The organism is Kribbella sp. NPDC004536 (genome assembly GCF_042873835.1).
In the GTDB taxonomy this organism is placed as follows: domain Bacteria; phylum Actinomycetota; class Actinomycetes; order Propionibacteriales; family Kribbellaceae; genus Kribbella.
This window is the reverse complement of the sequence record NZ_JBIALY010000004.1, coordinates 173,825-197,119: the sequence shown is the minus strand read 5'-3', so window position 1 is coordinate 197,119 and position 23,295 is coordinate 173,825. Positions and strand designations below refer to the sequence as shown.

22 protein-coding genes and 2 tRNA genes are annotated in these 23,295 nt (G+C 68.9%); 16 read left to right on the top strand and 8 right to left on the bottom strand.

Annotation, left to right across the window (positions count from 1 at the left end; all coding sequences use genetic code 11):
• Positions 1–195: a hypothetical protein gene (locus ACFYRU_RS34225; protein ID WP_387666575.1), complete on the bottom strand. Its 195-nt coding sequence runs from the start codon at positions 193–195 to the stop codon at positions 1–3.
• Between the two features lie 85 nt (positions 196–280).
• Here ACFYRU_RS34225 and ACFYRU_RS34220 point away from each other — a divergent pair, with 85 nt between their 5' ends.
• Genes ACFYRU_RS34220 through ACFYRU_RS34205 form a run of 4 tightly spaced genes read left to right on the top strand, consistent with a single transcriptional unit; the run spans position 281 to position 3,133 of the window.
• Positions 281–1,030, top strand: coding sequence for a maleate cis-trans isomerase (locus tag ACFYRU_RS34220; protein WP_387666574.1), 750 nt, complete (start codon positions 281–283; stop codon positions 1,028–1,030).
• Positions 1,030–1,665 carry a VOC family protein gene (locus tag ACFYRU_RS34215; RefSeq protein WP_387666571.1) on the top strand — a complete coding sequence of 212 codons (636 nt, stop codon included), beginning with the start codon at positions 1,030–1,032 and terminating at the stop codon, positions 1,663–1,665. Before ACFYRU_RS34220 ends, ACFYRU_RS34215 begins: the two co-directional genes overlap by 1 nt.
• Positions 1,662–1,910 (top strand): hypothetical protein, encoded by a 249-nt coding sequence (locus ACFYRU_RS34210; RefSeq protein ID WP_141852490.1) that lies wholly within the window; start codon positions 1,662–1,664, stop codon positions 1,908–1,910. The genes ACFYRU_RS34215 and ACFYRU_RS34210 overlap by 4 nt, the downstream gene beginning before the upstream one ends.
• Positions 1,907–3,133 carry an alpha/beta hydrolase gene (locus ACFYRU_RS34205; protein ID WP_387666569.1) on the top strand — a complete coding sequence of 409 codons (1,227 nt, stop codon included), beginning with the start codon at positions 1,907–1,909 and terminating at the stop codon, positions 3,131–3,133. Before ACFYRU_RS34210 ends, ACFYRU_RS34205 begins: the two co-directional genes overlap by 4 nt.
• Before the next feature lie 41 nt (positions 3,134–3,174).
• Here the strand turns inward: ACFYRU_RS34205 and ACFYRU_RS34200 are convergent, their stop codons facing one another.
• The 7 genes from ACFYRU_RS34200 to ACFYRU_RS34170 form a co-directional block, all read right to left on the bottom strand.
• Complete coding sequence (locus ACFYRU_RS34200; RefSeq protein ID WP_387666567.1) at positions 3,175–3,882, bottom strand: TetR/AcrR family transcriptional regulator; 708 nt, start codon at positions 3,880–3,882, stop codon at positions 3,175–3,177.
• 9 nt (positions 3,883–3,891) lie between these two features.
• Positions 3,892–5,568 (bottom strand): (2,3-dihydroxybenzoyl)adenylate synthase, encoded by a 1,677-nt coding sequence (locus ACFYRU_RS34195; protein ID WP_387666565.1) that lies wholly within the window; start codon positions 5,566–5,568, stop codon positions 3,892–3,894.
• Complete coding sequence (locus ACFYRU_RS34190) at positions 5,565–7,097, bottom strand: FAD-dependent monooxygenase (RefSeq protein ID WP_387666562.1); 1,533 nt, start codon at positions 7,095–7,097, stop codon at positions 5,565–5,567. The genes ACFYRU_RS34195 and ACFYRU_RS34190 overlap by 4 nt, the downstream gene beginning before the upstream one ends.
• Positions 7,094–9,436: a hydantoinase B/oxoprolinase family protein gene (locus ACFYRU_RS34185; RefSeq protein WP_387666559.1), complete on the bottom strand. Its 2,343-nt coding sequence runs from the start codon at positions 9,434–9,436 to the stop codon at positions 7,094–7,096. Before ACFYRU_RS34185 ends, ACFYRU_RS34190 begins: the two co-directional genes overlap by 4 nt.
• Position 9,437: 1 nt before the next feature.
• Positions 9,438–11,552, bottom strand: a complete 2,115-nt coding sequence (locus ACFYRU_RS34180; RefSeq protein WP_387666556.1) for a hydantoinase/oxoprolinase family protein — start codon at positions 11,550–11,552, stop codon at positions 9,438–9,440.
• A 102-nt stretch (positions 11,553–11,654) separates the two neighbouring features.
• A complete protein-coding gene (locus ACFYRU_RS34175) occupies positions 11,655–12,503 on the bottom strand; it encodes a 3-methyladenine DNA glycosylase (RefSeq protein WP_387666553.1) in 849 nt (282 codons plus the stop codon).
• Positions 12,500–12,982: a GNAT family N-acetyltransferase gene (locus tag ACFYRU_RS34170; protein WP_387666551.1), complete on the bottom strand. Its 483-nt coding sequence runs from the start codon at positions 12,980–12,982 to the stop codon at positions 12,500–12,502. The genes ACFYRU_RS34175 and ACFYRU_RS34170 overlap by 4 nt, the downstream gene beginning before the upstream one ends.
• Positions 12,983–13,023: 41 nt before the next feature.
• Between ACFYRU_RS34170 and ACFYRU_RS34165 the strand changes: the two genes are divergently transcribed.
• From ACFYRU_RS34165 to ACFYRU_RS34110, 12 genes are all read left to right on the top strand, one after another.
• Positions 13,024–13,812, top strand: a complete 789-nt coding sequence (locus ACFYRU_RS34165; RefSeq protein WP_387666549.1) for a fumarylacetoacetate hydrolase family protein — start codon at positions 13,024–13,026, stop codon at positions 13,810–13,812.
• Positions 13,805–15,313 (top strand): glutamate--tRNA ligase, encoded by a 1,509-nt coding sequence (gene gltX / locus ACFYRU_RS34160; RefSeq protein ID WP_387666546.1) that lies wholly within the window; start codon positions 13,805–13,807, stop codon positions 15,311–15,313. The genes ACFYRU_RS34165 and gltX overlap by 8 nt, the downstream gene beginning before the upstream one ends.
• Positions 15,310–16,215: a CPBP family intramembrane glutamic endopeptidase gene (locus ACFYRU_RS34155; protein WP_387666544.1), complete on the top strand. Its 906-nt coding sequence runs from the start codon at positions 15,310–15,312 to the stop codon at positions 16,213–16,215. The genes gltX and ACFYRU_RS34155 overlap by 4 nt, the downstream gene beginning before the upstream one ends.
• A gap of 119 nt (positions 16,216–16,334) precedes the next feature.
• Positions 16,335–16,406: transfer RNA gene (locus tag ACFYRU_RS34150), tRNA-Gln, on the top strand.
• Between the two features lie 78 nt (positions 16,407–16,484).
• Positions 16,485–16,560: transfer RNA gene (locus ACFYRU_RS34145), tRNA-Glu, on the top strand.
• Positions 16,561–16,774: 214 nt separating this feature from the next.
• Positions 16,775–18,085 (top strand): ABC transporter substrate-binding protein, encoded by a 1,311-nt coding sequence (locus ACFYRU_RS34140; protein WP_387666543.1) that lies wholly within the window; start codon positions 16,775–16,777, stop codon positions 18,083–18,085.
• Positions 18,082–18,942, top strand: a complete 861-nt coding sequence (locus ACFYRU_RS34135; RefSeq protein WP_387666540.1) for a carbohydrate ABC transporter permease — start codon at positions 18,082–18,084, stop codon at positions 18,940–18,942. The genes ACFYRU_RS34140 and ACFYRU_RS34135 overlap by 4 nt, the downstream gene beginning before the upstream one ends.
• Positions 18,939–19,754, top strand: a complete 816-nt coding sequence (locus ACFYRU_RS34130; protein ID WP_387666538.1) for a carbohydrate ABC transporter permease — start codon at positions 18,939–18,941, stop codon at positions 19,752–19,754. Before ACFYRU_RS34135 ends, ACFYRU_RS34130 begins: the two co-directional genes overlap by 4 nt.
• 9 nt (positions 19,755–19,763) lie before the next feature.
• Entirely contained in the window at positions 19,764–20,669 is a 906-nt protein-coding gene (locus ACFYRU_RS34125) for a nucleoside hydrolase (protein ID WP_387666535.1), read from the top strand.
• Complete coding sequence (locus tag ACFYRU_RS34120) at positions 20,641–21,639, top strand: LacI family DNA-binding transcriptional regulator (RefSeq protein ID WP_387666533.1); 999 nt, start codon at positions 20,641–20,643, stop codon at positions 21,637–21,639. The genes ACFYRU_RS34125 and ACFYRU_RS34120 overlap by 29 nt, the downstream gene beginning before the upstream one ends.
• Positions 21,640–21,657: 18 nt before the next feature.
• A complete protein-coding gene (locus tag ACFYRU_RS34115) occupies positions 21,658–22,038 on the top strand; it encodes a VOC family protein (RefSeq protein WP_387666530.1) in 381 nt (126 codons plus the stop codon).
• A gap of 34 nt (positions 22,039–22,072) precedes the next feature.
• The gene (locus ACFYRU_RS34110; protein WP_387666527.1) at positions 22,073–23,278 is read left to right on the top strand and encodes a hypothetical protein; all 1,206 of its coding nucleotides are present in this window, start codon (positions 22,073–22,075) and stop codon (positions 23,276–23,278) included.
• The last annotated feature ends 17 nt before the right edge of the window (positions 23,279–23,295 follow it).

Genomic DNA, 23,295 nt, shown 5'->3' with positions numbered 1-23,295 from the left:
TCAGCGTTTCTTCGGGCCTCGGATTGCTACGAAGATGAGGGCTACGCCGAAGGCGGCGATGATGGGGCCGATGGTGGCCCAGAGGGTTTGGCCGGTCATCGAGCTGCCTTTGAGGTAGCCGAGGCCCTGGAAGGTCCAGACGCCGCCGATCGCGATCAGGAGCGCGGCGAAGGCGATGGCGACGATCTTTCCCATGAGGCGAGGTTAGCCGAGGATCCGGCGTAGCTACAGATCTGACGCTCGTGTTGACTTTTCGTCGCCTGCGTCGAAGACTGGGGATGTGAAGACTTCAACTGCGCGGGTCGGCCTGGTCGTTCCCAGTTCCAATGTGACTGTGGAGACGGAGCTGCCTGCCCTGCTGGGGCAGGGGTTTTCGTTCCATGCCAGCCGGATGCGGATGGCGAAGGTGTCACCCGCGCAGCTGACGGCGATGAACGCGCAGCGGGAGCGATGCGTGCTGGAGCTCGGCGACGCCCGCCCGGACGTGATCCTGTACGCGTGCCTGGTCGCGCTGATGGCCGCGGGTCCGGGGGAGCACCAACGAGTGGAGGGCCTGGTCGCGGAGCAGTTGGCGACCGGCGGGTCCGAGGCGAAGGTGCGCTCCAGTGCCGGTGCGCTGGTCGAGGCGCTGCGGGCGATCCCGGCCCGGCGCATCGCGCTCGTCACGCCGTACGTACGTCCGTTGGCGCAGCAGGTCGTGTCGTACCTCGAGGCTGAAGGTTTCGAGATCGTCGACTGGCGGGCGCTCGAGGTCGAGGACAACCACGCTGTCGGGTGCATCCCTGGCGAGCAGGTGATGGCGGCGGCTCGTTCGCTGGACCTGTCGAACGCGGACGCGCTGGTGTTGTCCGCGTGCGTACAGATGCCGTCGTTGCCGTTGATCGAGGACGCCGAGCGGGAGTTCGGCGTACCGGTGATCTCCGCGGCGACAGCTGGTGCGTACAGCATTCTCAAGGCGCTCGACCTGCCGCTGACGATCGACGGCGCCGGCTCGCTGCTGCGTCGTGGGCAACTCGTGAAGGAGCTGTGATGCTGGAGAGCAGTCACCTCGTCCGCGGGGTCGACCATGCGGCGTTCCCGACGTTCGATCCGGCCGGGACGGTACGGTTCTACCGCGACGTGCTGGGGTTCCCGGTCGTGCACTCGATCTGCGCGGCGGGCTGGGGACCCGAGGACCACCCGGACTTCATCCACTTCTTCTTCGACATCGGCAACGACGACCGGATCGCGTTCTTCTACTACTTCGGCCTCGAGGCGCCGGACCGCTCGGCAGGCAAGGGCGACGTGTACGCACGCTTCGACGCCGGCACCCCGGAGTTCTTCGTCCGGTCCCGGCATCTGGCGCTGCACGTCGACTCCGAGGACCACCTGATGGAGTACCGGCGACGCCTCGACGCGTCGGAGTGGCCGGTCGAGATGCAGATCCAGCACGAGACGATCGAGTCGATCTACACCCACGACCCGAACGGGTACATGGTCGAGATCACCCGCGCGCTCCGCCCGGTCACCCCGCAGGAGGACCTGGACGCGAACCTCACCATCGACGCGCTCGTCGACATCGTGCAGCACCCCGGCCACAGCATGGACGATCTCCTGCTCCGCAAGGCGGAACTCATCGTCGAACGTGCCGAGCAATGGCAGGAAACCGGACCGGTGATGTCATGACGCATCGCCTCTTCGTGCTCGACGTCCCGGAGAACACCCGCGTCCACGAGGTCGCCGCGGCACAGGAGACCGTCAAGACGTTACGGATCGGTCCGTACGTCGTACTCGAATCCGACGAGCCGATCGTCGTCGACCGGCGCGCGACCGGTTGCCGGCACGCCGTCTGGTACTCGTGCGTCGCCGGGCTGGCCGGCTGCCGGATCACCCAATGGGACAAGGACGCGTTGCGCGTCGAGGCCCGATGACCGTCAGCCGACTCGGCGCCGGGCGCTACACCGAACTGCTCGACGAGCCCGAGAACGTCGAAACCACGGTGCACCGGATGAGCACGAGCGACGGGGCGACGGCGAGCGGAGTACTGAGGGTGCCTGCGGGCGCTCGTACGGTGGTCACGCTGATGCATCCGCGGCAGGACGTGACGCACCACGCGTCGGTGCCGTACCTGCTGCGGGACGGGTATGCCGTGTGGACGCAGGGATCGCGTTCGCCGAACAACGATCTCAATCTGCTGCACGAGCAGGCGATTGTGGACTTCGCGGCGGGTCACGTCCGGTTGCGGGAGCTCGGGTTCGAGCGGGTCGTGTGTCTCGGGCATTCTGGTGGGGCGACGCTGGCGGCGTTCTACTGTCAGCAGGCAGGTCTGCCCGCGGGGGAGCGGTTGACGGCGACGCCTTCGGGGCGGCCGGTGCCGTTGGGCGAAACCGAGATGCCGTTGCCGGACGGATGCGTGTTCATGGCGCCGCATCCGGGGCAGGGCGCGTTGTTGTTGCGGGTCATCGATCCTTCGGTGGCCGACGAGTCGGATCCGCTGTCGGTCGATCCGTCGTTGGACCCGTTCGCGGCGGCCAACGGGTTCGTCGCGGCGCCGGAGCCGACGACGTACGACGCTGGGTTCATGGCGGCGTACCGCGAGGCTCAGGCGGCGCGGGTCGCTCGGATCGACGCGCGGGCTCAGGAGTGGCTGGCGGAGTCGCGGGCGGCGAACCGGGCGTTCAAGGTTTCCGGCGATGCGGCCGAGCGGCGGCGGGCGATCGCGCCGCGGGTGCTGACGACGTACCGGACCGATGCCGATCTGCGGAATGTCGACCTGTCGCTCGATCCGAACGAGCGTCCGTACGGTTCGCTGTTCGGGCGTCGTCCCGACCTGACGAACTACGGGCTGGTCGGCTTCGGGCGCCTGGCGACCGCCGAGGCGTGGCTGTCGACCTGGTCTGCCAACACGACCAACGCCGACTTCCTTCGCTGCGCCCCTGGCGTCACGGTGCCGTCGCTCCTGCTCGAACTGACCGGCGACCAAGCGTCGTACCCCGCCGACATCGCGCGCTTCCGCGAAGCCCTCGGGACCGACGACCTCACGGTGGCGTCTGTCCCAGGCACCCACTTCGGCGGCCCGCTGACCAAAGGCGCCCCGACCGGCACCGAGCTCGCCGCCCGGGTCATAGCCGACTGGCTGACCCACCAGGCCTGACCGCCGACTGGCTGAACCAGCGGGGGGTCCCCGGGTGCGGATCAGTCGTCGATGACCTGTTCCAGGTAGTCGAGTTCGCGGCGGAGGCGGGCCAGGGCGCGGCGACGCGGGTTGTCCTCGGCGTGGACGTCGTCGGCGGCCAGGACCGAGGCGACGGCCAGGTCGGCGAGTTGGTCGGCCACGCGTTCGTTTTCCTCGGGGGTGCCGTCGTGGTGCCACCAGGCGACCCAGTTGCACTGGCCGATGATCGAGAGGGCCGCGATCCGCGGGTCGACCGCGCGGAAGACGCCGGCGGCGATCCCGGCATCGATGACGCCGACGAACTCGCGGAGCACCTTGCGGCGGCTTTCGGCGTACCGCTTGACCAGGTCCGGCGGCAGGTCGGCCTCGGAGCGGATCAGCAGCTGGAACTTGGCCGGTCCGGTCGCCTGCAACAGCGCGACCGCGAACGCCATCTGCCGCAACCGCTGCGGTGGAGTCAGCTTCTTCTCGGCGTTGACCGCGCGGAGCGCCTGGGCGGGCAGCTCGGCCAGCTCGGTGACGAGCTTGGCGAGGATGTCCTCTTTGCTGCGGACGTAGTGGTACAGCGCGGGCCGGGTCAACCCGGTCGCCTCGGCGATGTCCTTGAGGCTCGTTCCGGCGAAGCCACGCTCGGCGAACAGCCGGGTGGCCTCCATGATGATCCGCCCCTCGACCAGGTCGAAGCGCGTCGTGCTGCGCGAATTCCGGGGCGTGGGGTCGGACGTCATGGATCGACCCTAACCGGCGGGCGAGTTGCCGCCACCTGTGACGAGCCGCCGCAGGCCGGCCTTGTCGACCTTCCCGACGGTGGTCCGGGGCAGCGCGGCCACCCGGACGACGCGTTCGGGCCACTTGAACTTGGCCACCCCGAGCGCGAGCAGGTGTTGCTGGACATCGGGTACGCCGAGCTCCCGGTCCGCGACCACGAACGCGCACGCCTTCTCGCCCAGCCGCGGATCGGGCATCGCGACGACCGCGGCCTGGGAGATCGACGGGTGGGCGAGGAGCAGTCGCTCCACCTCGTCGGCGCTGATCTTCTCGCCGCCGCGGTTGATGACGTCCTTGATCCGCCCTTCGATGTGCAGGTACGCGCGGCCGTCGTACCGGCCCCAGCTCGCCAGGTCGCCGGTGCGGTAGAAGCCGTCGGAGGTGAACGCGCGCTGGTTGTGGTCGGCGGCGCGGTAGTAGCCGCGGATGGTGTACGGGCCGCGGCAGCAGAGTTCGCCGACCTCGCCGTCGGCTACCTCGAGTTCGGTGCCGGGTTGCAAGAGTTTGATCTCGTCGAGCGCGCTGAGGGCGGTGCCGACCGTGCGTAGCCGTGCCTCGCGCGGGTCGTCGAGGTTGCTCACGCAGAACAGTCCTTCGCCCATGCCGAACAGTTGGCCGGACCAGATCCCGCGGCGTTCCAGTTCGTCGAACAGGGCGTCCGGGACCTTCGCACCGGAGAGAACGACCTGGCGGAGGGAGGGCATTGCGTCGAGGACGCCGGGTTCGGCGAGAGCGCCGAAGTGGCCGTGGCCTATCAGGACCGCGTCGGCGGTGGTTCGGGCGATGAGTGGTACCCACGTCGACGGGTCGGCGGTGCCGAGTACGAGGGTGGCGCCCACGCTGGCGGCGGCGTGTACGGCGCAGGTGATGCCGGCGTTGTGCACCACCGGGATCAGGTGCGCGACTCGTGTCTCGCTCGTCCAGCCGAGGCGTTCGGCGTAGGCGGATGCGTTGTACCAGTACTCGGCGTGCTGGCGGGGGATGAGCTTCGGGGTGCCGGTCGTACCGCCGGACAGTTGCAGGACGGCGAGGTCGTCCGGGCCGACGCTCGCCTGCGCGGCGGCGACGATCGCACGAGCCTCGGCCCGATCCAGCTCGGCCCCGAGCGCCTCCAGCCGTACGCCGTCCGCCGGAGTGGAGGTCGGTGGGGCGGCGATTGTGAGTAGGTGTTGGAGGGTGGGGTGGTTGGCGGCGATTGCGGTGGCGAAGGGGACGAGGTCGAACGGTAGGCCGGCTTCGACCAGGTGGGCTCGTGCTTCGGCCTGGCGGCTGATGGCGTTGATCTCGTGTTCGCGGTGTGGGGCGAGGGTTGCGACCGGGACGAGTGCGGCCTTGAGCAGGGCGTACCAGGCGACGACGGATTCCAGGCGGTTGGTGATCTGCAGCAGTACGCGGTCGCCGGGCTGCAGGCCGAGTTGCAGCAGGCCGGCTGCGATCCGGTCGGAGCGGGCGTCGAGTTCCCCGTACGTGACGGAACCTTCCGCGGTGATGACGGCGAGGTGGTCGTTGTGCTGGGCAACGACTCTGGCGAACTGCGCGGGGATGGTGAGGGAGTCCCAGAGGCCGGCGGTGCGGTACGCCGGGTCCTGCGCGGGGAAGTCGTCCACCGGCGGCGCGGGCCGGGCGGCGGGGTCCACCGTGGTCATCGGGCCTCGCCTCGCAGGCGGACGGCGTCGGCCCGGCCGCTGACGAGGGCTGCTGCGCCGAGGTCTCGTTCCGCGGTGGGGATGCGGACCTCCACTCGGGTCGCGGTCTCGAGGCGGATCCGTTCGGCGACGTCGAGCATGGTCAGTACGGCCTCACGGTCGTCGCCGCTGGTCAGCAGGACGGCGGTGGCGTCCAAGCCCTTGATCAACACGTCGGCATCCGCTCCACGAGGGTCGCCCACGTCGACGAACACCTCAGCAAGACCGTCGACGAAGGGGGACTGGTGAGCGAGCACCCAGTCGCTGAAGCCGCCAACAGGCACGCCGCTTGCCTCCGGCAACGGACCGGCGGTCGCGGCGGGCTGGGGAGCGGCTGTGCTTGCGTACTGGTTGATCGCGGTTCGGACGACGTCGGGGGCGGTTGAGCCGAAGCGGTCGAGGGTGACCTTGCCGGCTCTGGTCATGTACGCGACCCAGAGGCGTTCGACCGGTAGGTCCAAGCGGGTCGGGAAGGTATCCCACCAACGCATGCTGCGCAGGGCCGTCGACTGGAGGTGTTCGACCGCGGGGCGTCGCTGGGCTTCGTAGTCAGTCAGCGCGGTTTCCAGGTCGGATGCGCCGGCAAGGGCTTCGACGAGCGCGATGCCGTCCTCCATCGCGAGCTTCGTACCGGAACCGATGGAGTAGTGCGCGGTGTGCACCGCGTCGCCCAGGAGGACCACATTGCGATCGTGCCACCGTTCGCAGCTGACTGTCCGGAAGCGCAGCCATCTCGTCCGGTTGCCGATCAGCCGGTGACCGGGCAGCTGCTCCGCGAACGCGTCCGACAGGTAGTCGAGCGCCACCTGATCGTCACAGTCGTACGGTGTCTGCTCGGTCGTCACGTCGAACCCGGCGCGCCGCCACGTCTCCTCGTCCGTCTCGACCAGGAACGTACTGCGGTCCGCGGCGTACGGGTAGGCGTGCGCGACGAACGTGCCGTGCTCGGTCGTCGCCGGTGTGAACAGCGCGCTGGGCAGGGCAACATCCGTGCCGGCCCACAGGTACAGCCCGTCCGCGGTCGTCACCGAGCTGCCGAACACCCCGAGCTCCTCGCGGGTCGCGCTGCTGACGCCGTCGGCCGCGATCACCAGGTCGACCTCCTTGGCCAGCTCGGTCGCGTACCCATGATCGCCGTACTCGAGCCGCACACCGGCGCCGGCCGCGTGCTCCCGCAGTACGTCGAGCAGAGTGCCGCGGCTGACAGCGATCAGGTCGTCCGACGGAAGGGTGACCGCGTGGCCGTCGACCGTCATCGTCATCTCGTGCGAGTGCGCGATCCCGAGGATGCCCTCGAACGACTCGGGGTCGGCGGCCTGCAGGTTCCGTTGGGTGCGAGTGGCCAGCCCGACGCCGAAGCCGAACGTCTGGCGCGGCTCGGTCTGTTCGATCAGCCGGACCTCGCAGTCGGGCATCCGGAGCCGGAGCAGGCGGGCGGTGTAGAGACCGCCCGGCCCGCCGCCGAGCACCGCAACGGTTCGCAGCCTCAAGACGCGCTCCCGGCGGTCGCGAAGCGGGAGACGTCGCTGACATGGTCCGGATGTGTGGCCGGGACGATCCCGGAGTAGATCGCGGTCCAGCAGCTCGGACAGCACAGCTGCCGGAACACAACCTCCGCGTCGACGTACGCGCCCGGGTCAGACGTGACCTGCGGACCCGCCTCTGACGACGGCCCGTCGTACCGCGCCAGGTCCAGAACCGAATCGCGAGTCGTGTCGGCGACGGCCTGGCCGCAGTGCCCGCAGGCCACGGTCGTGCCGTGCAGGACGAGGTTGTCGTCGAGGCGCTGGGCAGCGGCCGGGTCGATACGCGGACCGTTGGTGCTCCCACCGGTCGAGCGAGCCCGGCGTACGGCGCGGGCCGCGTCCCGCGCCGCCTGCGTCGCATCGCGGTCGACCATGCCCGCCGCGGCCACCGATCGCGGTGCCGTTCGGTCGCGCAGCACGACGCCGTACACGGATTCGGCCGCCTCGACGGTGACCTTGTGCTCGTGGATGTCATGGGCGACCGCATCGGGGTCGCGCAGCAGCGGGTCTCCGTACCCGCCGCCGCCCTGCCAGTGCATGTACAGCACTTCGCCGGGCGCGAGGTAGGACTGCGCGTAGCACGGACCGAGTTCGACGTCGGCGCCCAGTTCGCTGACGGACTGCGGGATCCGGCCCGCCTTGAGCAGAGCGGAGACGTCGGTGTTGCGGGCCAGTTGCTCCAGGCCGGTGTTGCCCGGATAGCCGCCGGCGAGACCGGCGTTCTGCGCGACGGCCTTGCCTGCCGACGCGAGGACCAGACCGGCGGGTTGGCTGGAGCCGTGCAGGGTGACCGCGAGCGAAGCGCTCACACCGCCACGCTGGCGGCCCGGTCCGCCGGAGTCGGGTTCCTCGCGCCGCCACAACGTGAGCAGGGGATAGAGGAACTCGGTCATCTCGACGTCGGGCACGCGGCCCATCGGGATGCAGAACAGCCCGCCGGTGTCCATGCCGTCGGTCTGCGGACGAGCACCGTACCCGCCGGCCATCGGCTCCATCATGATGTTGAGGAACGGCATCGGCACCTGACCGCGTTCGTCGAGCCCGGCCAGTACGGCGGTGTCCCAGGTGCCGCAGCATGCCGCCTGCACGCTCTTGCCGAGGTCCGCGTCGCGCTCCAGCAATTGCGACAGACACTCGGCGACGAGCGTCCCGGTCAGCCAGGCCGGGCCGATCGGCCCACGGCCGACAGCGGCCGGGTACGACGCGTTGTTGATCGTGCCCTCTTCGGAGACGAGGTCGAAGCAGCGCATCAGACCGCCCGCCGACCACGGGATGTCGTGCGCGAGCATCGGCAACAGCGCGAGCATGACGCCGCCGCGCATCCCGGCGTACGTGCAGTTGATCATCCCGGCCTGGGGATCGGTGCCGGTGAAGTCGAACGTCAGCCGGTCGCCGGCCTTGGTCATCGCGACGGTGATCTTGTGCACGCCGCGGTCGCCCTCGTGCGACTGGTCCTGGTACCCGGTGGCACGCCAGGTGCCGTCCGGAAGACCGGAGAGCTTGCCACGCAGCCGGCCCTCGGCGTCGGACATCATCCGCTTCATCACGGCCTTGACCGTGTCGGCGCCGTACTGCTCGATCACCTCGGCGAGCCGTTTCCGGCCGACCGAGTTCGCGCCGATCTTCGCGCGCAGATCGAGGCTGACCAGCATCGGGACCCGGGATCGGCGCACCCACAGATCGGCGACGTCGTCCTGCAGCTGGTAGTCGCGGACCACCTTGACCGGTGGCGTCGGCAACGACTCCGAGAACACGTCCTGCGCGGCAGGGCTGAACGAGCCGAGACCCACGCCGCCCAGGTCCGGTTCGTGACAGATCGCGCTGGTCCACGCGAACAGCTCGCCGTCGTGGAAGATCGGCTGGAAGACGATCACGTCGTTCTGGTGCAGGCCGCCGCCGACCCAGGGGTCGTTGCAGAGGAACATGTCGCCCTCGTGGATGCCCGGGTTGCCGGCCCGGTTCTGCAGCGTCCAGTAGATCGCGAGGTCGACCGCACCGACGAGCATCGTGTTGTACAGCCCGACCTGGACCTCCTGGCCGAGCTCGTCGCAGATCGCGAAGTCGAAATCGTTGGCGTCGGTAACGATCGGCGAGCCCGACATCCGCTGCAGCGCCTCGCCCATCTCCTCGGTGACCGACCAGAGCCGGTGCCGGATCACCTCGTACGTCAGCGGGTCGAGCGCGTCGATCAGCTCCTGGCCGACCGAGTGCACCTTCAAAGTCTCAGGCAGTTGGCGGCGCAGGACTTCGGGTTCGACGGGGCGGCTCGCGAAATGTTCGGAGCCCGGAATGGCCATGCTCATGTCAGTGCTCCTTCGCGGTGGTGCTGATCACCAGGTTGCCGAGATGGTCGACGACACCGCTTGCTCCTGGCGGGACCACCACGGTCGTCGTCGGAACCTCGATCACCGCAGGCCCGTCGATGCGATGACCGGCGCCGAGCGCGCGGTAGTCGTAGATCGGGGTCTCGACGTACCCGGTACGGGCGTCGAGGCAGACCTTGCGGTGTTCGAGCAACGCGGCCGCCGGGTCGGACGTGTCCGCCTCGGTGAGCTTCGGCAGCCCGGGAGAGAAGGGCAGTACGCCGGTGGCGCGGACGCGGAACGTGATCGCCTGGACGCCGGCCGCCGCGAACCCGGTGCCTTCGCCGTACAACTCGGCGTACCGGCGGTCGAAGGCCTGCGCGATGCCGGCGACCGCGGTGTCGTCGAGGTCGCCGTTCGGCACCTCGACCGCGACCTCGGCCAGCTGCATCGTGTACCGCAGGTCGAGCGAGCGGACGATCTCGATCCGCTCGAAGCTCAGTCCCTGCCGCGCGAGCCCGTCGCGCACCTGGGCTTCGAGGGCGTCGTACGTCTGCCGGGCACGCGCCGGATCGAGCGGCATCGCAGTCGGGTCGGACATCTCGGCGGTGAGGACGACGTCCGACGAGGCCAGGCCGTACGCGGAGAACGCGGACGCCACAGGTCCGAGCGGTACGACGACCTCGGCGACGCCGACCTCCCGCGCGTACGACGCGCAGTACGCGGGACCCGCACCACCGAACGCGTACAGCACGAACGACCGCGGATCGTGGCCCGCCTCGACGACCGCCTTGCGGAGGAGGTCGCCGGTCTGGGCGTTCTGGACGGCGTAGATCGCGGCCGCGGCGTCCTCGACCGAGAGACCGAGCGGCTGGGCGATCCGGGCGCGGATCGCCTCCCGGGCGGCGTCGACGTCGAGGGCCTTGCGGCCGCCGAGCAGACCCTTCTCGGGGAGGATGCCGAGGACGAGGTTCGCGTCGGTGTTCGTCGGCTCGGTCCCACCGGCGCCGTAACAGGCCGGTCCGGGCACGGACTGCGCGCTGCGCGGCCCGACCTGGAGGTTGCCGCCCGGGTCGATCCACGCGATCGCGCCGCCGCCCGAACCGATCGCGTGCACCTGCAGGGTCGGCACGTTGATCGGGTGATGGTTGATGACCGTCGTGCTCGCCCGGACCGGTTCACCGTCGACGACCAGTCCGACGAGGAACGTCGTACCGCCGACGTCGGTGGAGATGATGTTGCGGTGGCCGAGCTGTTCGCCCAGCGACACGGCGCCGACGACGCCGCCGGTGAGAACCGATCCGACCGTGCTGATCGCGTGGCTCGGCGCCTCGGCAGCGGCGATCGCGCCGCCGTTGCTCTGCATCACCAGCAGCGGTCCGGCCAGCCCGGACTCGCGGAGGCGACTCTCCAGGTTGCCGAGGTAGTCCTCGAGGCCCGGCCCGATCTGGGCGCTCATCACGGTCGTCGCGCTGCGGGCGAACTCGCGGATGCGTGGACTGATCTCGCTGCTCAGGGCAACGAACGCGCCGGGGTCGAGCTCGTGCACGATCTCCCGGACGCGTTGCTCGTGGGCCGGATTGCGGAACGACCACAGCAGGCTGACCGCGATCGAACGGATGCCGTCGGCAAGCAGTGCGCGCACCGCCGTCCGGACCGAGTCCTCGTCCAGCGGGACCAGTACGGTCCCGTCCCGGTCGACGCGTTCGACGACTTCGACGGCGTGCCGCTTGGGCAGCAGCGTGTGCTGTTTGCTCTGGCCGAGCACGTTCTGCAGCTGGTCCGGCGCGGAGCCGAGGTAGCGGCCTTCGACGTTCATGATGAACAGCGAGTCGCGGTGCCCGACGGTGGTGACGAAACCGACGTCCGGGACGTTGCCCATCACCAGAGCGTTCAACGAGGACGTCGTGCCGTGTGCGATGTGGTGGGTCTCGGCGAGCATCGCCCCGACCGGCTGACCGAGCTGTTCGGCGAGGCCGGCCAGTACTTCCAGCACGCCCTGTGAGTAGTCCGGGGGCGTCGACGGCGCCTTGGCCGCGACGATCACCCCGGCGCCGTCGTCGAGCACCCCGTCCGTGAACGTCCCGCCGACGTCGATACCGATGACGTACGCCATGAGTCACCTTCCGGCCGTAGCAGTTGATGGATGCCACGGTAGGAAGGATTCGACACTGGTGTCAATACTTCGACACTCGCGTCTGTGGACAACTCGGGACGGTCAGCCGAGCAGCGCCTCGCAGAGGTCGACGAGTTGCCTGCGGAGCGGGCGGGCGCGGTCGGCGAAGGCGCGTTGGGCGGCCGTGTACTCCGCTTTACCTTCAGGGGTTTCGATCCGCACGGGTGTATAGCCGAGCGTGGCCAGGTCGTACGGCGAGGCGCGCATGTCGAGAGTCCGGATGTCGCGGGCCAGTTCGAAGCACTCGAGCAGCAGCGAGCTGGGCGTGAACGGCATCAGCTTGCAGGCCCACTTGTACAGGTCCATGTTGGCGTGCAGGCAGCCGCCTTGTTCGAGCACCGGCTGGGATTCGCGGGTGGGTTGGAGCGTGTTGAGCGGGCGGGCCGGCGTGGTGAAGAACCGGAACGCGTCGAAGTGCGAGCAGCCGATCCGGTGCGTCTCGACGACCTGATCGGTGCCCTCGGCACCTAGCCGGAGCGGCCAGGCCGCGTGCCGTACTTCGGGGGTCCGGTACACCATCGCCCACTCGTGCAGCCCGAAACACCCGAACTGCGGCTGCCGGTCGAGCGTGGACGACAGCAGGTCGCGGATCCACTTGATGCTGTCCGTACGACGCTCAACCTCAGCCGGGTCGAGCGAAGCGGTTCCGTCCACCACCACGTACCCACGCCGGCGTTCGTAAACAGCCCCGTCCTCCAGCCGAACCCCCGGCCCCGGATGCCATACCCGCAACTGGTTCGGACGGGTGGGGTAATACGTGAAGAGGAAATCCTCAACGGGATGCGCTTCCCGGCACTTTCGTCGTTCGAGGTGATCAGCCAGCAGTACGTCGACCCGCTTCGTGTGCTCGGCGGCGTACGACGACCATTCGGCAAACGTCAGCGTGGTCATAGGTCGAGGGCGAATGCGTACAGATCGACGCCCGGGATGGGGGCCCAGTCACGCTCCGGGAGGCGGTGGAAGCCCAAGCGTTCGTACAGGCGGTGGGCGGTGGTCATGTACTGGGCGCTGCTCATCACGATCCGCCGCTGCCCGAGCTCGCGCGTCCGGTCGATGCAGCGCTGCGTCAGCGCGGTGCCGACGCCGAGGCCGCGGGCGCGGCCGTGGACGGCGAGCATGCGGAACTCACCCTCGTCGTCCAGGCCGATCTCGCGATACACGGACCCGACCGGGCAATAGGTAACAGTGCCGAGCAGGCCGGACGGATCGGCCGCGACCCAGAGCTCCGCCTTCGCCGCGCGGTCGGCGGCGGCACGGAGCGTCATCGCGTACTCACCGCGAACGAAACCGTCGTGCGAATACGCGTCCACGGTCAGCTCGCCGACCGCGTCGTACTCACCAGGAACCGCCAACCGGATGTCGAAAGTCACCGCAATACTGTCTCATTCCGCACCGACGGTAGGCTCACTCCGTGCGTATCGCCAGATTCTCCGTGGACGACGAGCCGAAGTACGGCGTCGTCGAGACCGACGACCCCGAGGGGCTCGTCGGCACTGTCAACGTTCTCGACTCGGACCCGCTCTACCGGTCGGCCCAGTTCACCGGGGAGAAGCTGCAACTCGCGGACGTCCGGCTGCTGGCGCCGGTGATCCCGCGCAGCAAGGTGGTCTGCGTCGGCCGGAACTACGCGGCGCACGCCGCCGAGCTCGGCAACGACATTCCGACGGAGCCGATGATCTTCCTGAAGCCGAACACCAGCGTGATCGGCCCGCGCGACGGCATCGTCTACCCGGAGCAGACCAACGACCTGCACTTCGAGGGCGAGCTGGCGATCGTGATCGGCCGGATCTGCCGGGACCTGCCCAAGGAGCGGGTCAACGAGGTGATCTTCGGCTACACGATCGCGAACGACGTGACCGCACGCGACCTGCAGAAGACCGACGGGCAGTGGGCCCGGGCGAAGGGCTTCGACACGTTCTGCCCGCTCGGCCCGTGGATCTCCACCGAGCTGGACGTGTCCGACCTGCGGGTCAGTACCGAACTGAACGGCGAACCCAAGCAGGACGGGCGGACGAGCCAGTTCATCTTCGACATCCCGGAGGTGCTGGCCTACATCACCTCCTTCACCACGCTGCTGCCCGGCGACGTGGTCCTCACCGGCACCCCAGCGGGTGTCGGTCCGATGCTGCCCGGCGACGAGGTCTCGGTCAGCGTCGAAGGAATCGGAACTCTGACGAACAAGGTGATCGTGCGTGACTGACGACGTGCTGGGCGACCTGAACCCGAACGAGGTGCGGGTGCGCTTCCCACCGTCGCCGACAGGTCTGCTGACCGTCGGCAACATCCGCAGCGCGCTGTTCAACTGGGCATTTGCCCGGCACTACGGCGGCAAGCTGGTGCTGCGGATCGAGGACACCGACACCGCTCGCAACACCGAGGAGGGCTACCGCTACACCTACGATGCCCTCCGCTGGCTCGGCCTGAACTGGGACGAAGGCCCCGAGGTCGGCGGCGACTTCGGGCCGTACCTGCAGTCCGAGCGGATGGACATCTACGCCGACGTCGTCGCGAAGCTCCTCGCCGCGGGCAAGGCGTACCACTGCTACTGCTCGCAGGAGGAGCTCGACCAGCGCCGCGAGGCCGCGCGGACGTCTGGCCAGCACAGCGGGTACGACGGCCACTGCCGCAACCTCACGCCGGAGCAGGTCCAGGCGTATGTCGACGAGGGCCGCCGGCCGGTCGTCCGGCTACGGCTGCCGGACCGTCCGATCGTGTTCGACGACCTGGTCCGCGGCGAGATCACGTTCCTGCCGGAGAACCTGGGCGACTACGTACTCGTCCGGGCGAACGGTTACCCGCTCTACCCGCTGGTGAACCCGGTGGACGACGCGCTGATGGAGATCACCCACGTCCTGCGTGGTGAGGACCTGCTGCCGTCGACCCCCCGCCAGATCGCGCTGTACGAGGCGCTCGCCGAGATCGGCGTCGGCAGCGGCCGGACGCCGCGGTTCGGGCACCTGCCGTTCGTGATGGGCGAAGGCAACAAGCGGTTGTCCAAGCGGGACAAGGGCTCCGGGCTGGGCGAGTACGTCGAGCGCGGCTTCCTGCCCGAAGGCCTGCTGAACTACCTGGCGCTGCTCGGCTGGTCGATCGCCGAGGACCGCGACGTGTTCACGATGGACGAGATGGTCGAGGCGTTCGACATCCGCAAGGTCAACTCGAACTCGGCCCGGTTCGACCCGAAGAAGTGTGAGGCGATCAACGCCGCGCACATGCGGTTGCTGCCGCAGGACGAGTTCGCGGCGCGGACGATTCCGTTCCTCGCCCGGGCTGGGGTGCTGCCGGCGGAGCCGTCCGACGAGCAGTTGGCCGTGCTCAAGGCCGCCGTACCGCTGGTGCAGGAGCGGATGAACACGCTCGACGAGTCGGTCGACATGCTTGGGTTCCTGTTTGTCGACGACGCGAGCTTCACGGTTGACCCGGACGCGGCCGCGAAGGTGCTGACCGGTGACGCGAACGCCGTACTGGACGCGGCCGCCAAGGCGCTTGCGGATGTGGAGTGGACGACCGAGGCGATCGAGGCCGCGCTGCGGGCGTCGTTGATCGACGGGCTCGGGCTGAAGCCGAAGAACGCGTTCGGGCCGGTCCGGGTGGCGATCTCCGGGCGCCGGATCTCGCCACCGCTGTTCGAGTCGCTCGAACTGCTCGGCCGGGAGAAGTCCCTGCGCCGGCTCGAGCAGGCGCGCACCATCACCTCATGAGCGGTACGCCGTACCAAAGGCTGCTGAAGAACGACGTCACCCCCCGGGCGTACGTCGTTCTCGGCACGCTCACGATCCTCGTCGGCTGGATGTTCCTCGGGCTGCTCATCCTCGGCGTCCGGCAGGCGGTGCACCCCGATCCCGAGGGCACGCTGTCCTGGATCGGGCTGCTGTTCACGAACCTGACGCTGATCGTCCTGATCCCGCTGTCGATCCTGGTCGCCAGGGTGCTGAACCGGCAGACGCCGGGGCTGCTGTCCTCGGTGGTCGGCAAGCTGCGCTGGCGGCCGCTGGCCTGGTTCTCGCTGGTCGCGATCGCGCTCGAACTGCTGTCGTTCGCGGTCATCCAGCTCGCCAACGTGCCGCTGGCCACCGGTGAGCGGCACGGCGGTCCGGCGGCGCCGGACGTGGTCGGCATCATCGTGATCACGTTGCTGACGTCGCCGATCCAGGCCGCGGGGGAGGAGTACTACTTCCGCGGCTACCTCCTGCAGGCGGTCGGTTCGTACCTGCGCGGCTCGATCGTCGCCGTGATCGTGACCGCGCTGCTGTTCACCGCGGCGCACGGGATCTGGCCGTGGCAGAGTCCCGCGCTGTTCGTGGACCGGCTCGCTTTCGGTCTGGTGGCCGGCTTCCTCGCGATCCGGACCGGTGGGCTGGAGTCGGGGATCGCGTCGCACGCCGCGAACAACGTGGTGACGTTCGTGTTCGCGGGTCTGACCAACTCGCTCGGGGCGAGTCTCGAGGTGAAGGACGCGCCCTGGCCGCTGGTGCTGATCGACGTGGTGAAGTTCGCCGCGTTCGGGGTGATCGCGGTCTGGCTGACCGACCGGATGAAGCTGCAGAAGGAGTCGGACCTGCCGTTGGCGACCCTGCCGGTGGGATCGCCGCGACAGGTGTGACGGGAGTGACAACCCGCCGACGGGGGGCCGTTTTGGTGTCCGGTCGCATGCTCGGGTAAGCTCTCCGAGCCGGGTTGGTGAGGGCGGAAACAAACTCTCTGACTTCAGTGAAATGCCTTTGGGGTATGGGGTAATTGGCAGCCCGACTGATTCTGGTTCAGTTAGTCCAGGTTCGAGTCCTGGTACCCCAGCGGATTGGACCGCGCCGATGAAAATCGGTAAAGTTCAACCTCGTTGCCCGAGCCGCAAGGTTCGGATGACAAAACTCTGGCCCCGTTGTGTAGCGGCCTAGCACGCCGCCCTCTCAAGGCGGTAGCGCGGGTTCGAATCCCGTCGGGGCTACCAGAGCCGAGCGCCCTCCACCACCCGGTGGAGGGCGCTCGTACGTTGTGGGCCGGCCGCACCGGCCACCGTCACCCTCGGTCGGGGTCTTCGGAACTTTTCCTGCACCAGGCGCGAACTATGTTCCGCAAAGCTCGGGTTCCTGGACAGCTCCAGGTCTAAGCGCTTAGAGTCTAACCGCTTAGACCTTCTCCTGCGCGATGGAAAGGGGATCGCTGTGCGGCGGAACCTCTTTGCTCTTCCGGCTGCGGTGGTTGCCGCGGCCCTGCTCCTGGCCGGCTGCGGCGGCGGTTCGTCCGGGGCCGGCGGCACCACCACGGCCGACCCAGGCCCCGAGACCGGGACGATCACTTTCACCGGCACCGACAACGCCGAGACCTACCAGCCCGTGATCAAGGCCTTCGAGGCGAAGAACCCGGGGATCAAGGTCACCTATACCCAGATCCCGTTCGACCAGTTCAACGCGACCATGCAGCAGCGGCTGAGCGCGAAGGACGCCGGCATCGACGTCTACACCGTCGACGAGCCGCGGGTCTCGCAGCTGGCCGCGAAGGGCTTCCTCGTCGATCTCAGCGACCTCGACGGCAAGGTGAAGACCAGCTTCACCAAGGCGGCGTACGAGACCAACCACTTCCGCGACAAGCTCTGGTCGCTACCGATGTGGAACTCGACGCAGTACCTCTTCTACAACAAGACCGCGCTCGCCAAGGCGAAGGTGACGCCGCCGACGTCCGACCCGCTGCAGCGCTGGACCTGGGAGCAGGTCGAGGCGGCCGGCCGGAAGAGCATGCAGTCCGGCGGTACCAAGTACGGCCTGTTCATGGAGCAGCCCGAGGCGTACTACCAGCTGCAGCCGCTGGCCGAGTCGCTCGGCGGCGGCTCCGGGATCGAGGGCGACGACGCGCTCACGCCCGCGGTCGAGACCGACGGCTGGAAGAAGGCGATGCAGTGGTACGGCGCGACGTTCGCGAGCGGGCTGTCGCCGCGCGGCATCGGCGGGTTCCAGACCGGACCGGTGTTCGCCAACGGTGACGTGGCGTTCTTCGTCGGCGGCCCGTGGGACCTGAAGATCTTCGGCAGCTCCAAGGTCGACTGGGGCGTCGCGCCGCTGCCGTACTTCCAGGGCGGCAAGCCGGTCACCCCGACCGGATCGTGGTCGCTCGGCGTCAACCCGGCGTCGAAGCAGCAGGGGATGGCCCGCAAGTTCGTCGAGTTCGCGACGCTGGACGCGGCCGGCAACCTCGCCACCACGAGTACGACGACGATCATCCCGGCGAACCTGGACGCGCAGAAGCAGTACACCCCGAAGATGGATGCCTTCTCAGGTACGAAGACCGCCGGTGCCGCGGCGATCACGGCGTACGAGAGTGAGCACACCGCGGTGTCGCGGCCGGTGAGCGTCGGGTACATCCAGTTCGAGGAAGTGATGGGCAAGGCGTTCGCGGACATCCGCAACGGGACGAACCCGGACCAGCGACTCCAGCAGGCCACTCAACAGCTGAACGAGGCCTGGAAGTCGATTAAATGAGGCAGCGGCAGGGCCTGATCGCCCTGGCCTTCCTGGCACCCGCGCTGGTGTGTCTCGCAGTACTGCGGATCGTCCCGGCGATCTCAGCGGTGGTAGAGAGTTTCTACAGCGAGAGCCTGCTGCGCGGGGGCCGGGTGTTCGCCGGGTTGAGCAACTACTCGGACCTGTTGGCCAGCAAGGACTTCCGGCAGTCGGTCGGCGTGACGTTGCTCTTCACCGTACTGGTGAACCCGATCCAGGTCGTGGTGTCGTTCCTGCTCGCGGTCCTCTTCACCCAGAAGGCGGCCGGTTCGAAGCTCTGGCGGACGTTGGTGATCCTCCCGATCGCCACGCCGCCGGCGGTGTCGGCCGTGATCTGGAGCGTCATCTATCGCCCGGACGGTCTCGGGAACGGCGTACTAGAACGGCTGGGCCTGCCCGCGCAACCGTTCCTCACCTCGCCGGGCCAGGTACTGCCGTCGCTGATCGTGCTGCTCTCCTGGATCGGCGTCGGGTACTGGATGCTGTTCCTGATCGCCGGCATCCAGGAGGTCCCGGTCGAGGTCCGCGAGGCCGCGCTGCTCGACGGCGCCGGCCCGTGGCGCCGGATGGTGTCGGTGACGCTTCCGTTGGTACGGCGTCCGCTCGCGTTCGTCCTGGTCGCCGACACGGTGTCGAACCTGCTGGTGTTCGCGCCGGTGCAGATCCTCACCAAGGGCGGGCCGAACGGCAACAGCAACCTGTTGATGTACGACGTCTACAACCGCGCGTACGCGCTCGGCGACATCCATGTCGCGCAGGCCGAGGTGGTCATCCTGGTCGCGCTGACGCTGGCGATCGTGGCGGGTCAGTTCCGGCTGCTGCGAGGTGACCAGTGAAACGGGTCAGCCTCTCGGCGCTCGGCGGGGTCGTCGGCATCCTGTTCTTCCTGCCGCTGCTGTGGGTGGTGACGAACTCGCTGCGCCCCGGCTCGGAGACGTTCGCGCATCTGAAGCTGTCGTGGCAGACGTTCTTCGAGCTGCAACCGACGTTGCACAACTACTCGGCTCTGCTCAGCAGTGACGTCGGCCGCGCGACACTCAACTCGATCTTCGTCAGTGCGCTCACCGTCGTCATCGGGCTCGCGGTCTGCGCGACGGCGGCGTTCGGGCTGGCGGCGTTCGAGTTCCGCGGTCGCGGGCTCGTGTTCGGCATCGTCGTACTGAGCTTCCTGGTGCCGTTCGACGCGATCGCGATCCCGTTGTCGACGATGTTCCGGGACTGGCACCTGACCAACACGTTCACCGGGTTGGTGCTGCCGGGGATCGGGAACGGGATGGCGATCTTCCTGCTCCGGCAGTTCTTCCTGGGCATCCCGGCCGAGCTGGTCGAGGCCGGGCGGCTCGACGGGCTCGGGTGGTTCGGTGTGTTCCGCTGGATCTACCTGCCGTTGTCGAAGCCGGCGCTGATCGGCGCCGGGCTGATGCTGTTCCTCTTCCAGTGGCAGGCGTACGTCTGGCCGCTGCTGATCGGCACCGACGCGAAACACATCCTCGGACCGGTCGCGTTGTCGAACCTGCAAGGCCAGAACTTCGCCGACTACGGGCTCGTGTTCGCGGGCGCCGTGGTCCTCACCGTCATCCCGCTGGCGGTCATCGCCGGCTTCCAGCGGTACTTCGTCCAGTCCGTGTCGAGCACCGGACTCAAGTAAAGGAGATCTGTGCGATCCCTCATCCTGGACACCGATATCGGTTCCGACGTCGACGACGCGATGGCGCTCGCCCAGCTGCTCGGCAGCCCGGAGGTCGACCTCGCCGAGGTCCACACCGTGTACGGCGACACGCGGCTGCGGGCTCAGCTCGCCCGTCGGTACGGCGTACTCGCCGGCCGCGAGCTGGACGTCGTACCGGGACTCGCCGAGCCGCTGTCCGGACGGGAGGTGTGGTGGGCCGGGCACGAAGGCACGCTGCACGACGGGCTGGACGCGGAGACGATCAGTGCGGACGGTGCGCCGGAACGGCTGGTGGAACGGCTACGCGAGCGACCTGGTGAGCTCGACGTGGCGGCGATCGGCCCGCTGACCAACATCGCTGCCGCATTGGCGCTCGAGCCGCAGGCGGCGTGGTGGATCCGGCATCTGTGGGTGATGGGCGGGTCGTTCGGCGACGACGTGTGCGAGCACAACTTCAAGTCCGACGACGTCGCGGCGCGGGCCGTGCTGAGTGCGGGGATCCCGACGACGATCACCGGGCTGGAGATCACCCGGCAGGTCACGATCGAGAAGGCCCGGTTGGAGCGGATCCGGGCGGCGGGGCCTTTGGGGGCGGCGCTCGGAGCTGACATCGAGCAGTGGTGGGCCTATTGGAACGAGACGTGGAACGTGCCGCATGATCCGGTGGCGGTGCTCGCGCTGAGTTGCCCGGAACTGTTCAGCTTTTCGGAGTTGGGCAAGGTGCAGATTGCTGAGGGTGGGCACAGTACGTTCGCCGCGGATGTCGAGGGGACTGTGCGGATCGTCACCGCGGTCGAGAGTGAGGCCGTGGCCGAGGAGATCACGCGGCGGATCGTTGCCGGTGGGACGGCATACGCTGTGCAGCGTGGGGAGATCGATGGCGACCGCACGTGACGTCGCCGAGCGCGCCGGTACGTCGACCGCGGTCGTCAGCTACGTCTTCAACAACGGTCCGCGGCCGGTGTCCGCGGCGACCCGCCGCCGCGTACTCGAGGCCGCGGCGGAACTCGAGTACCGGCCGAACATCCTCGCCCGCGCACTGAGTGCGGGCCGTACGTACTCGCTCGGTCTGCTGATCCCGCAGATCCGCAACCCGTACTTCGCGACGCTCGCCGAACACCTGGAGAGTTTCGCCCGGCAGCACGACCACCTGCTGCTGATCGGTGACTCCGCCGGGGACCCGGCGCAGGAGTCGGCGCACATCGGGTCGTTCATCGAGCGCAAGGTCGACGGGGTCGTCCTCGTCTCGCTGCTCGTGGAGCCGGCCATCCAGCGGTTCGCGGCGGCCGGCGTACCGGTCGTCGCGTTGCACCCGGTACCCGACGGAGTCACGGTGTCGACGCTCTCGATCGACTACGTCGCGGGCGCCGAGGCGTCGGCGGATCACCTGCTGTCGCACGGGTACCGCACGCTCGGCGTCGTCACGGGGCCGGAGGAGTCGCCTGGTACGGCGGAACACCGGCGCGGGATCGAGCGCGCGTTGGCGGCACATCCGCGGGCTTCTGCGCGGTACGTCGCCGCGCCGGTGTCCCGGTTCGCCGCGCGGGATGCCGTACTGCCGTGGTTCCAGCAGAAGCGGCCGCCGCGGGCGATCTACTGCTCGACGGACGAGCAGGCGTTCGGCGTACTGTTCGCGGCCTGGGAAGCCGGGCTGCGGGTGCCGGACGACGTTGCGGTGATGGGGTTCGACGGCACCAGCGAGTGCACGGTGACGATCCCGCCGCTCGCAAGCGTCCGCCAACCCATCGAGGAAACCGCCCGCCGCGCCGTGCAACTGTTGCTCGACCGCTCGAACACCGCGGCGGCCCGGCACGTCCTCGACTACGAGCTGCAGCCCAACACGTCCTGCGGTTGCGCCGGATAACCGGCGTACGGTGGATGAATGGCCATCGACTTCAACCACACCATCGTCAGCTGCACCGACAAGCAGGCGTCGGCGCGGTTCCTGGCCGAGATCCTTGGCCTGGGTGAACCGAGCAGATTCGGGCCGTTCGCTGTGGTGCAGCTGAGCAACGGCACGTCGCTGGACTTCGCCGACGACCACGGGCAGCCGCACCGGCAGCACTACGCCTTCCTGGTCGGCGAGGACGAGTTCGACCAGATCCACGCCCGGATCGTCGAGCGCGGCCTGACGTACTGGGCCGACCCGTTCCATCGGCACGAGGGCGAGATCAACACCAACGACGGCGGCCGCGGCCTCTACTGGGACGACCCCGACGGCCACAACCTGGAGATCCTCACCGTGCCGTACGGCGGCCGTTGATCGGCGTTCACCTCGGGGCTGAACAATCCGCCAGATGGCAGAGGTATCAGTCACGAAGAAGGCACTCCGGGTAGTCGCTGCGTGGGAGGCAGCCGTTCATGGGCGGCTGGCAGTGAAGCCGCCACCCCGGCACGACGACCGGGTGTTGCTCGGCCCGACCTCCTCGCCCGAGCGGCTTCGCGACGGCATCCTCGTCGTCGGTACCGGCAGCGTCAGTTCCGGCGGTGTTCGCGACCACGGTGACGGCGAGCGGCTGAACAGGCTCGGCCGCAGCACGGGGATGTTCCGGTCGCGGAACTGGCCGGAGGGCAAGGAAGTCGGCGAGCTGCAGCGGCTCGCGCTCAGGCTGACCGAGGAGCTCAGCGCCGGTGCCGGACGGCCGTACTCCCACGAGCCCGACGACCCGGACCGGCGGAAGCTGGCCAACGCCGTCGGTCGCGCGGTCGGCCGGTTCCACTCCCAGTACGTCGTCGAGGAGCTCCAGGCCACGAAGGTGATCTCCGCCGACGCCGCGGACGCGTTCCGGAAGAACAACGACTTTGCCCAGGCCACTCCGAACGAGCGACTCGTCGACGCCTTCGCCGGCCACCTCGACCCGACGGAGCGACGCAATCTCGCGGACGGCCGGCTGCTGGATCGCATGCACGCCTCGCCGCAGCCCGACAAGGCACGGGTCGCGGCGGAGATTCTCGTCAATCGCTCGCCGGTCCTCGGCGCGGCCGACGACGCCACGCGGGCCCGGGCGACCGACTACCTGAGCAAGACGATCCACGAGCAGCTGGGCCGGGCCATCGACGAACTGGACGAATCCCGGGAACGCGACGGGCTGGAACGGCGCGCGGACACACTCGGCCGCCGGATCGGCGAAGACGTCGGCCGGGCAATCGCCCGGCTGGAGCAGCAAGCCGCACCCGCACAAGCCGCCGACCGCACCGCCGAACTGGCAGCGCGAGCGCAGGCCGAGCCGGGAGGGGAAGCGGCGGCGCAGGCCGAGGCGGGACGGGGAGCGGGAGCCGAGGCGGGAGGGGGAGCGGGGGCGGCGGCGGGAGCGGGGGCGGCGGGGGCACAGACAGGCACCGGGGCGGGCGCCGACGGAGCGGCGGCGTCCCGGCTGGCCGGTGACGGTGTCGCGGGTGCCCGCGAAGCTGCGAAGGCGCCCGCCGAGGTCGGCACCACCGCCGCGGTCCCGCCCCAGACAGTGCAAGACCGCAAGGCCACCCAGGGCAAGACGATCGCCTGACACCAGTCCACCATCGG

Coding starts and splice junctions, on each gene's coding strand:
- ACFYRU_RS34200 (WP_387666567.1), bottom strand. CDS start 3,882: ATGACGTCCGACCCCACGCCCCGGAATTCGCGCAGCACGACGCGCTTC.
- ACFYRU_RS34205 (WP_387666569.1), top strand. CDS start 1,907: ATGACCGTCAGCCGACTCGGCGCCGGGCGCTACACCGAACTGCTCGAC.
- ACFYRU_RS34175 (WP_387666553.1), bottom strand. CDS start 12,503: ATGACCACGCTGACGTTTGCCGAATGGTCGTCGTACGCCGCCGAGCAC.
- ACFYRU_RS34225 (WP_387666575.1), bottom strand. CDS start 195: ATGGGAAAGATCGTCGCCATCGCCTTCGCCGCGCTCCTGATCGCGATC.
- ACFYRU_RS34195 (WP_387666565.1), bottom strand. CDS start 5,568: ATGACCACGGTGGACCCCGCCGCCCGGCCCGCGCCGCCGGTGGACGAC.
- ACFYRU_RS34185 (WP_387666559.1), bottom strand. CDS start 9,436: ATGAGCATGGCCATTCCGGGCTCCGAACATTTCGCGAGCCGCCCCGTC.
- ACFYRU_RS34115 (WP_387666530.1), top strand. CDS start 21,658: ATGGCCATCGACTTCAACCACACCATCGTCAGCTGCACCGACAAGCAG.
- ACFYRU_RS34180 (WP_387666556.1), bottom strand. CDS start 11,552: ATGGCGTACGTCATCGGTATCGACGTCGGCGGGACGTTCACGGACGGG.
- ACFYRU_RS34110 (WP_387666527.1), top strand. CDS start 22,073: ATGGCAGAGGTATCAGTCACGAAGAAGGCACTCCGGGTAGTCGCTGCG.
- ACFYRU_RS34210 (WP_141852490.1), top strand. CDS start 1,662: ATGACGCATCGCCTCTTCGTGCTCGACGTCCCGGAGAACACCCGCGTC.
- ACFYRU_RS34135 (WP_387666540.1), top strand. CDS start 18,082: ATGAGGCAGCGGCAGGGCCTGATCGCCCTGGCCTTCCTGGCACCCGCG.
- ACFYRU_RS34215 (WP_387666571.1), top strand. CDS start 1,030: ATGCTGGAGAGCAGTCACCTCGTCCGCGGGGTCGACCATGCGGCGTTC.
- ACFYRU_RS34155 (WP_387666544.1), top strand. CDS start 15,310: ATGAGCGGTACGCCGTACCAAAGGCTGCTGAAGAACGACGTCACCCCC.